The organism is Synechococcus sp. H70.1 (assembly GCF_047502705.1).
In the GTDB taxonomy this organism is placed as follows: Bacteria; Cyanobacteriota; Cyanobacteriia; order Thermostichales; family Thermostichaceae; genus Thermostichus.
Window position 1 is genome coordinate 1 of sequence record NZ_JANSIV010000047.1, and the last position, 7,669, is coordinate 7,669.

The 7,669-nt window shown below is 61.7% G+C and carries 10 protein-coding genes and 1 pseudogene; 3 read left to right on the forward strand and 8 right to left on the reverse strand.

What is annotated here, in order from left to right:
* Window positions 1-532, forward strand: a 532-nt coding sequence (locus NW827_RS03685; protein WP_414503353.1) for a tetratricopeptide repeat protein, incomplete at its 5' end; no start/stop codon positions are given.
* Window positions 533-574: 42 nt separating this feature from the next.
* On the opposite strand, the gene lipB is transcribed toward NW827_RS03685, so the two are convergent.
* Both lipB and trxA read right to left on the reverse strand, forming a co-directional pair.
* Window positions 575-1,309 (reverse strand): lipoyl(octanoyl) transferase LipB, encoded by a 735-nt coding sequence (gene lipB, locus NW827_RS03690; RefSeq protein WP_414403404.1) that lies wholly within the window; start codon window positions 1,307-1,309, stop codon window positions 575-577.
* A 21-nt stretch (window positions 1,310-1,330) separates the two neighbouring features.
* A complete protein-coding gene (trxA, locus tag NW827_RS03695; protein WP_414334976.1) occupies window positions 1,331-1,663 on the reverse strand; it encodes a thioredoxin in 333 nt (110 codons plus the stop codon).
* 218 nt (window positions 1,664-1,881) lie between these two features.
* On the opposite strand from trxA, the gene NW827_RS03700 reads away from it, so the two are divergent.
* Window positions 1,882-3,150 (forward strand): hypothetical protein, encoded by a 1,269-nt coding sequence (locus NW827_RS03700; RefSeq protein ID WP_414503354.1) that lies wholly within the window; start codon window positions 1,882-1,884, stop codon window positions 3,148-3,150.
* On the opposite strand, the gene NW827_RS03705 is transcribed toward NW827_RS03700, so the two are convergent.
* From NW827_RS03705 to NW827_RS03720, 4 genes are read right to left on the reverse strand one after another with little or no spacing between them, the layout of a single operon-like run.
* Window positions 3,113-4,900: a SulP family inorganic anion transporter gene (locus NW827_RS03705; protein ID WP_414503355.1), complete on the reverse strand. Its 1,788-nt coding sequence runs from the start codon at window positions 4,898-4,900 to the stop codon at window positions 3,113-3,115. The two genes, NW827_RS03700 and NW827_RS03705, sit on opposite strands and share 38 nt — an antisense overlap.
* The gene (locus NW827_RS03710) at window positions 4,897-5,472 is read right to left on the reverse strand and encodes a rhodanese-like domain-containing protein (RefSeq protein WP_414403401.1); all 576 of its coding nucleotides are present in this window, start codon (window positions 5,470-5,472) and stop codon (window positions 4,897-4,899) included. Before NW827_RS03710 ends, NW827_RS03705 begins: the two co-directional genes overlap by 4 nt.
* 44 nt (window positions 5,473-5,516) lie before the next feature.
* Window positions 5,517-5,984, reverse strand: coding sequence for a DUF29 domain-containing protein (locus NW827_RS03715; RefSeq protein WP_414362762.1), 468 nt, complete (start codon window positions 5,982-5,984; stop codon window positions 5,517-5,519).
* A 42-nt stretch (window positions 5,985-6,026) separates the two neighbouring features.
* Window positions 6,027-6,743 (reverse strand): MBL fold metallo-hydrolase, encoded by a 717-nt coding sequence (locus NW827_RS03720; RefSeq protein WP_414403400.1) that lies wholly within the window; start codon window positions 6,741-6,743, stop codon window positions 6,027-6,029.
* Between the two features lie 113 nt (window positions 6,744-6,856).
* Here NW827_RS03720 and NW827_RS03725 point away from each other — a divergent pair, with 113 nt between their 5' ends.
* Entirely contained in the window at window positions 6,857-7,264 is a 408-nt protein-coding gene (locus tag NW827_RS03725) for an ArsR/SmtB family transcription factor (protein WP_414362765.1), read from the forward strand.
* Here NW827_RS03725 and NW827_RS03730 read toward each other — a convergent pair.
* Window positions 7,231-7,419 carry a hypothetical protein gene (locus NW827_RS03730; RefSeq protein WP_414403564.1) on the reverse strand — a complete coding sequence of 63 codons (189 nt, stop codon included), beginning with the start codon at window positions 7,417-7,419 and terminating at the stop codon, window positions 7,231-7,233. The genes NW827_RS03725 and NW827_RS03730 overlap by 34 nt on opposite strands.
* An 88-nt stretch (window positions 7,420-7,507) precedes the next feature.
* A pseudogene (locus tag NW827_RS03735) lies at window positions 7,508-7,621 on the reverse strand (YidH family protein); the annotation flags it as partial.
* Between the last annotated feature and the right edge of the window lie 48 nt (window positions 7,622-7,669).

The following is a 7,669-nucleotide window of genomic DNA, read 5'->3' on the forward strand; positions in this document are numbered from 1 at the left end:
GGCAGTCTATACTGGACTGGGTTGGGATCCTCAGCGGGGCACGATGAAGCGGCGATGGGGAAGGGTGGCTGTGATAGGTTGCTTGGCGGCATTCCTGGCTCCTGCCCCCGCCCTCTCTTTGCCCACCTCCCCCACTCCTCCTGAGAAGACCTCCACCAGAAGCTCTGCTTCCGAGTTTAACTGGCAGGGATCCCTCAAGTTGCTGCGCGGGGATCCGGTGGCGGCTTTGGCGGATCTGGATCGGGCAGTAGAGTTGGATCCCACCTATGCGCCAGCCTACGTTAACCGCAGCTACGTTTACAACCAGTTGCGCCAGCCCCAAAAGGCCCTAGCCGATGCGGAGCGGGCCATCCAGTTGGATCCGGGGATCCCAGAGGCCTACTTTAGTCGCGGCGTGGCCCACCTGCAACTGGGGGAGCGAGAGGCTGCCATGGCTGACTTTCGCCAGGCGTTGGCTCTTTTTTCCCAAAGCGGCAACTTTGCTGACCAAGCCATCCTGCAGCAACTGTTGCGCCAGTTGGGGGTGGAGTAGTCGCCCTTGGATTAATCCAGGGCCATCTCGGATTTAGACAAACTAAGGAGGCTCTCCCAACCACTCGGCCAGGGAAACTGCCTGGGCCTGCAGCCTGAAGACATGACAAAAAGATTGCACCAACACTGGGGCTACGGCAGCCATTGTTACCTCCGGACAAAACTGCACCAGGGATCCCACCGGGCGATCGGGGATCCCACAGGGCACGATGGCCGCGAAGGCAGCCAGATCCGGACAGACGTTGAGGGCAAAGCCGTGGTAGGTAACCCAGCGGGAGACCTTGATGCCGATGGCCGCCACCTTGTGGCCTTGCACCCAAACCCCTGTCAGGCCAGGGAGCCGCTCCCCCCGCAGGCCAAAGTGGGCTACGGTCTGGATGAGCACCTCTTCTAGGTGGCGCAGGTAGCGGTGCAGATCCGGCTGGCCATGGGAGCCGTAGACAGTCCTATGGCGCTTTAGGTTCAGTAGGGCATAGCCCACCCACTGGCCCGGCCCGTGGTAGGTCACCTCGCCGCCCCGCTCCACCCGCAGAACCTCCGGCCCCTCAGGAGCAGGGGACTCTGGCTGAGTATCCGGAGATCCTATCCGTCCAGCCAGGCTTTTGAGAAACTTGGGATCGGCCCCTGCCCCCAGGGTGTAGACCGGCGGGTGGGTGAGCAACAAAAGCCCATCTGGCACCTCAGGATGGCGGATCATCCGGGCCAACCTGGCCTGCTGCCAAGCCCAAGCGGTGCGGTAGGGCACTTCTCCTGCCAGGTGAACTTGGAGAAGCGGCACAGGCTCAAGCCCCTGCAAAGCTCAGGCCACCGGTAGGTTGACCTGGGCCCGTAGACGCTCGAGCAGAGCTCGGGGATGTAGCAGCCCTTCAATGCGGTCAACCGGCTTCCCGTCTTTAAACAGGATCAGGGTCGGCACGGCGTAGATCCCCCAGCGGGCAGCGATGTTGGGGTACTTTTCGGTGTCGACCTTAACAAAGGAGATGGCGTCCCCCACCTGGGGCTTCACCTGCTCCAACACCTGGGCCATGACCTGACAGGGACCACACCAGGTGGCGTAGAAATCCACCAGAATGGGAGTTTTGGATCCCTGGATCATGTCGTCAAAGCTTTTGAACTGCTGTTTGTGGGCCATGGGCGACCTCCGCAGGATGCTGTGGGAAAACTTAGAATGCAACCTATTTGTAGTCTAAATGTTTGAGATGGAAATGTGGGTAGAGATTCTGCGACCGCTTGCTGTCGGTTTCCCGGTAGGATGGCTAGGGCTTGGTTGGTACCTGTAGTCTAGGGGGCGGGCTGGACGGAAGGGGCAGGCTTTAGCAGGGCTTAACGATTGCAAGGAGTGGGATCCCGATGGCAACAATCCGGATGGTAAGCCGAGGTGTGGTGGTCGGCGTATTGGCGGGGGTGGTCTTGAGCCTCTGGGGGATCTGGCGTTGGCTGGGGGATCCCTCAGGCTGGATTCAGGTGGTGGCCGGGCTGCTCTTGAGTTTGGCGACGGTGCTGTACTGGCGGAAGACCCGCCCCGCCGACTGCCTGGTGGTGGAGCCGCAGAGCTGGCACCTCAACCGCCTCAGCCCCGATCACTGGCTGATCCAGGCGGAGTTCGTGGCCCGCAACCTCAACCCCCTCTTTGAGGTTACCTTGGCCCAGGTGCAGCCGCGACTGCATTTGCTCAGTGCCAGCTCCATCGAAGGGATCCAAACCCAGATCCGCCTGCGCTCCCGCCATGCGGATCTGCCCCCTCGCCAGGACAACTACTGGCAGGCCTACATCATCACCCCCCAAAGCCAGACCGGCTTGGAAGTGGAGATCGAGCTGAGGGGGGAAGAGCTGGCAGATTTGCGCTCGGCCTGGCTGGAGCTGGACTACGTCCAGTACGGGCGGCAGCGGCGCACCCTTAAGACTAGCCACCTGATCCTGCCCTTGCAGGAAGTGGAGCCCTTGCCGGAGCTGGCCTGGCAGCAGCAGGGGCCAGTGAGTTGGGCTGCTATTCCCACCCATCTGCTTACCCCCAGCGATGACCTCGCCGAGGTGCTGCGGCGCTACGTGGGCCCTCACATCCAGCCCGGTGATATCGTGGCCATCTCGGAAAGCGCGGCAGCCATCGTCCAGGGCAACTTTCGCCATCCCCTGCAGGTGCAGCCTGGCTGGCTAGCCCGCACCCTCTGCTACTTCTTCCCCTCCAAGACCAGTCTCTCGAGCTGCTACGGGATGCAGACGCTGATCGACTGCTCGGGAGCCTGGCGGGTGCTGGCGGCTTTTGTTGTCGGATCCCTGGCCAAGTTGTTGGGGATCCCAGGGGTGTTCTATGCCCTGGCGGGGGAGCAGGCCGACCTCATCGACGATGTCACCGGCACCTTGCCCCCCTACGACCAGTTCATCGTCTTAGGGCCGCGGCAGCCGGCTAAGCTGGTGGCTGAGCTCCACGCCCAGACCGGCTACGAGGTGGCCATTGTGGATGCCAACGACTTGGGAGAGGTAACTCTTCTGGCGGCCAGCCCAGGGGTGGAGCGGGAGCTGGTGGAGCAGGCGCTGCGCAAGAACCCAGCGGGCAATGCGGCGGAGCAGACACCCCTGGTGCTCATCCGGAAGCGGCTGCCGGCATCGCCTGGGATTTGAGAGCCTGCATTGCCTGGTGGGTTGACAAGAAGAAGCGCTCAGCGCCCACTTTTTCCACAAACCCCACCCTTTTGAGGCGATCCATCACCGGCCCCTTTACCTCGGCTAGGGCAAAGCCCACCCCCATTTGGTGCAGACGTTCCACCAATTGGGTCAGGGCCTCCAGAGCGCTGCCGTCGATGAAGTTAATGGCGCTGGCCACCAGCAGCACCTGTTCCACTTCCGGCCGCGCTGCTACCTCTTGAAGGAGGTACTCCTGCAGGTAGGCGGCGTTGGCAAAAAACAGGCTCTCATCCACTCGCACCGCCAAGATGCGCGGATCGGTAATCACCTCATGGCGCAGCACGTTGCGGTAGTGCTCGGTACCCGGCACCTGGCCAACAATGGCAATGTGGGGGCGGCTGGCCCGCCAGAGGAAGAGAAGGATGGAGGCCAGCACTCCCAGACCAACCCCCCGCTCTACCCCAATTGCCAACACGCTGGCAAAGGTGAGCAGCCAAACGAGGGCATCGCCGCGGTCGTAGCGCCAGCTCTGCAGCAGGGGGTGAAAATCCACCAGTCCCAGCACCGCCACCAGCACAACGGCAGCCAGGGTGGCCTGGGGCAGGAAAGTAAACAAGGGCATCAGCCAGATCATGGCCAGGGCTATCAGGGATCCCGTGATGACCGAGGCCAGACCGCTGTTGGCCCCCGCCTGAGCGTTCACCACCGAGCGGCTGATCCCACCCGTGACCGGAAAGCCACCGCTGACGGCTGCTGCCACGTTGGCCACTCCCAGGGCCACCAGATCCTGGTTGGGATCCACTTTCTGCCGCCGCTTGCTGGCTAGGGCCTGGGCCATGGCATAACTTTCCGTAAAGCCCACCAAGCTGAGGGTTAGGGCGGTGGGCAGCAGGGATCCCCATTCTGGCCAGCTCAGTTGGGGAAACGTCAGCGGTGGCAGGCCAGCCGGAATGGATCCCACCACCGCCACTCCCGCTCTCTCCGAGAGGTTTAGCCCCCAAACCAGCAGGGTAGTTAAGAAAACGGCCGCCAGGGGAGCACTCTTGGTGAGCAGCAACTCCCAGAGGGGCGGGATCCCCCAGCGGCGCAGTTGCGCCGGCAGCTTCTGCTGGGCGTACACCAACAGGGCGATGGACAACAGCCCCAGCCCCAGGGTGGCCCAGTTGACCCCATCCAGGCTCTGCCACAGCCGTTGCACTAGCAGCCAGAAGGACTCGGTGTTGGCAATCTTCACCCCCAGCAGATGGCGGAGCTGGCTAAGGGCAATGATTAGGGCTGCGGCACTGCTAAAGGCCGCTATAACCGAGTGGCTCAGGAAATTGGCCAAAAACCCCAGGCGCAACAGCCCTACCCCTAGCTGGATCAGGCCCGCTTCCAGAGCTAAGCCCAGCGCCAACTGGCCATACTCCGGGCTGCCCGGCTCAGCCAGCGGCTCCAAACCCGAGGCTACCAGCAGGGCGATGATGGCCACCGGCCCCACCGACAAAGCCCGGCTGGATCCCAGGAAGCCGTAGGCGATGACCGGCAGGATGCTGGCGTAGAGGCCTGTCTCGGGGGGCAGGCCGGCCAGCAGCGCGTAGGCCATGCTCTGGGGCACCAACAGGATGGCCGAGACCACCCCGGCAATGAGATCCCCCGGCAGATCCTCTCGCCGGTAGCGAAGCCACCACAGGGAATCCTTGGCCAAGGGCAGGTAACGCGCCCAGATCCCCTGCTTTGGGGAAGAGGCGGACGGGATCCCGCTCATAGCGTCTGACCCCGGTTCCAGGGCAGGCGGGCCAAAAGCAGCGCCAGGCCACAGGTGTTGGTGATCCCGGCAAACACCAGCCCCGCTCCCACAAAGCCACTCAACACCAGCCAGGCCGGGTGGACAAAGGCTCCCAGCAGGGTTCCTATGAGCACCAGGGATCCCGCTGTAATCTGCACCTGTCGCATTAGCGAGATGGGCGCGTTGCGGGTGCGGGTGGTGGGCAGCTTGGCGGCCTTCCACGCTTCGATCCCACCTTTGAGGCTAATGGCTTCCGGCCAGCCGTATTCGAGCAACTGACAGCCGGCACGGATGGAGCGGCTGCCCATGCGGCACTGCAGCACCACCGGCTTTTCCGGCGTCGAGATCGGCACCTTGGCGGGGTCAAAGGTAGATAGAGGCATGTTGATCGCCCCCGGGATCCGCTCGTCGTGGTATTCTGCCGGCTCCCGCACGTCAATGAGCTGTACCCGCCCTTGATCCAGCCACTGCTTTAAAGTCAAGGCGTCGATCTCCTTAAGACGGGGATCCCGTTCCTGCTGAGCTGTAGGATTTTGTTGGGCTACGATCATGGTTTCTTCCTTGCTTCTAGGGTTGTTGTAAGACTTAGGGATTTCTAATCTTCCTCCTCTAGCAACCTGCTGGGCTCGCCAGGATAAAACTGGCTATCCAGGATTTGCTCAGGAGAATAAGGGCAGGTCTTGGGAAAAGTCTTTCTGGGCAGCTTGGTCTCTTCCAGAGCCAGTTGGAGCGCCCTCAGGTAAGACTTGGAGATGGCCTCCGGCAAATAGGGTCTCAGGCTTGGGTTTTCCTCCAGCAGATCCAGAACTTCCTGCCGCTGCACCTGTAGGGTAAGAAGCCAGCTTACCGATCTGGCCTGCGGCTGATACTCCCACTTCAGAAGGTGCCCCACCAAAACCCCCAGCCGGTTACGCAGCTCTTGCCGCTGTTGCCTGCCCAATGATTCCATCTCCTCAATTAAATGGGGCAGATCCAGCTTCTCCCAGGCCCGCTCCCGCAGAAATTGGGCTTGTTGCTGAGTCCAAGCATAGAAATCCCTCTCATAGAGATTTTGGCGATCCACTCTCAACCCTCCCCTTTCTGACGAGCCGCCTGACACTAGCAACTAAACTGCGGCTGCCACTTGGCCGCACTGCTCGTTGGCCGGCACCGCTTCCTGGATCTTCTTGGGCTGCGGCAGGTTGAGGCTGTTCATTAGGGCAATAAAGCTCTCCCGCGAGCGCAGCTTACCGGTTTCCGGATCCACGAAGCGGGGGTTCCAGCGCTTCTCCTCGCCAATGGTGGAGACGGTGTGTCCCCGGTAGTCATGGCCGGGATAAACCAGCGTCTCGTCCGGCAGGGTAAACAGGTGCTGCGTTACGTGGTCGTACATCAAGCCGGGATCCCCACTCTGAAAATCCGTACGGCCACAGCCGCGAATCAGCAGCGAGTCTCCTGTAAGAACGCGATCCCCATTGACGCGGTAGGTCATGTGGCTGTCGGTATGGCCCAGGGTGGCAATGGCCTCGATGACAATGGATCCCACCTGCAGCGTTTCCCCATGGCCGATGAAGCGGTCGGCACATTGCGCCTTGGCCTGAACCGGCACCACCCCTTGGCAGCCGCTCAACTCCCGCAGCTTGCCGGTGCCGGTGATGTGATCGGCGTGGACGTGGGTTTCCAAGCAGTACTTCAAGGTCAGACCCAGCTCTTGAATTAACTTCCAGTCCCGCTCCACCTGCTCCAACACCGGATCCACCAGTACGGCCTCGCGGGTGTCTGGGTCTGCGATTAAATAGGTGTAAGTGCTCGTCTCAGCGTCGAATAGTTGGCGAAATAGCATGCTGCCCTCCTGTCTGTTGGCAAGAACCCGAACGTGCTCCGCATCCGGGTTCTTATTCTACTGTATAACTATCTGGTGTTAAAATCAAGCTACCACCTCCCTCAAGACAGCCTATGGATTGGGACAAGCTTGTGCAAGCTGGCAAAGACGAGTGCCAGTTGACCCTGACGCCGGAAGTGCTGACCAGCGTGGCGGAGTACTTCAAGGTTCTGGCGGAGCCCAGCCGGCTCCAGATCCTGTGTCAGTTGCGCTCGGGGCCCAAGAACGTTACCCAAATCCTAGAGGCCACCGGCATGGGCCAGGCCAACGTTTCCAAACATCTCAAGATCCTGGCGCAGGCAGGGATCGTCAGCCGCGAGCCCAGGGGCGTGAGCGTCTACTACCAAATTGCGGATCCCATCTGTTTTGAGCTGTGCGAGGTGGTGTGCAAGCAGTTAATTAAGCGCCTCAGGCAGCAGGCTCGGCAATTGGAGCCGCTGGCGGCCCTTCACTCCGGCAGGCTAAGCCGCGAAGGCTCCTGAGGGCGGGGGCGGCGCAGCGGCAGGGGAAGGCTCAGCAGCCCAAACAGGGCCACCAGGGCAGCCATGATCCAGATGAGGAAACGGCTGGGGCGAAAGTCGCCCGCCTCGATTTGCCGCATCACCTGGTTGTAGCGCCAAGCAGAAAGGCCGATCATCCAACAGGAGGCCCAAGTTGTGGGTGCTCAGGCGGCCGTGCGCCGGAGCGGGCTGCTTGGGGGAGCTGGCGGCTTCGATCTGCTGCAAAAAGAGGCTGAAGCGGGCGAGGGCAAAGCCAAAGGCAATGAGAGCCACAGAGGTACGCAGCCAGGCCAGAAAGGTGCGCTCGTTGGCCTGGTGGGCGATCTGGGGGCAGGTGATCCCTTGGGAATCTGAAGGCTGACCTTTGCCGACGGCTGCGCTAGGCCA

What these genes read in the sequence shown, in the direction of transcription:
- NW827_RS03720 (WP_414403400.1), bottom strand. Translation starts at nt 6,743, where the DNA reads ATGCTATTTCGCCAACTATTCGACGCTGAGACGAGCACTTACACCTAT.
- trxA (WP_414334976.1), bottom strand. Translation starts at nt 1,663, where the DNA reads ATGGCCCACAAACAGCAGTTCAAAAGCTTTGACGACATGATCCAGGGA.
- NW827_RS03725 (WP_414362765.1), top strand. Translation starts at nt 6,857, where the DNA reads ATGGATTGGGACAAGCTTGTGCAAGCTGGCAAAGACGAGTGCCAGTTG.
- NW827_RS03705 (WP_414503355.1), bottom strand. Translation starts at nt 4,900, where the DNA reads ATGAGCGGGATCCCGTCCGCCTCTTCCCCAAAGCAGGGGATCTGGGCG.
- NW827_RS03730 (WP_414403564.1), bottom strand. Translation starts at nt 7,419, where the DNA reads ATGATCGGCCTTTCTGCTTGGCGCTACAACCAGGTGATGCGGCAAATC.
- NW827_RS03700 (WP_414503354.1), top strand. Translation starts at nt 1,882, where the DNA reads ATGGCAACAATCCGGATGGTAAGCCGAGGTGTGGTGGTCGGCGTATTG.
- NW827_RS03710 (WP_414403401.1), bottom strand. Translation starts at nt 5,472, where the DNA reads ATGATCGTAGCCCAACAAAATCCTACAGCTCAGCAGGAACGGGATCCC.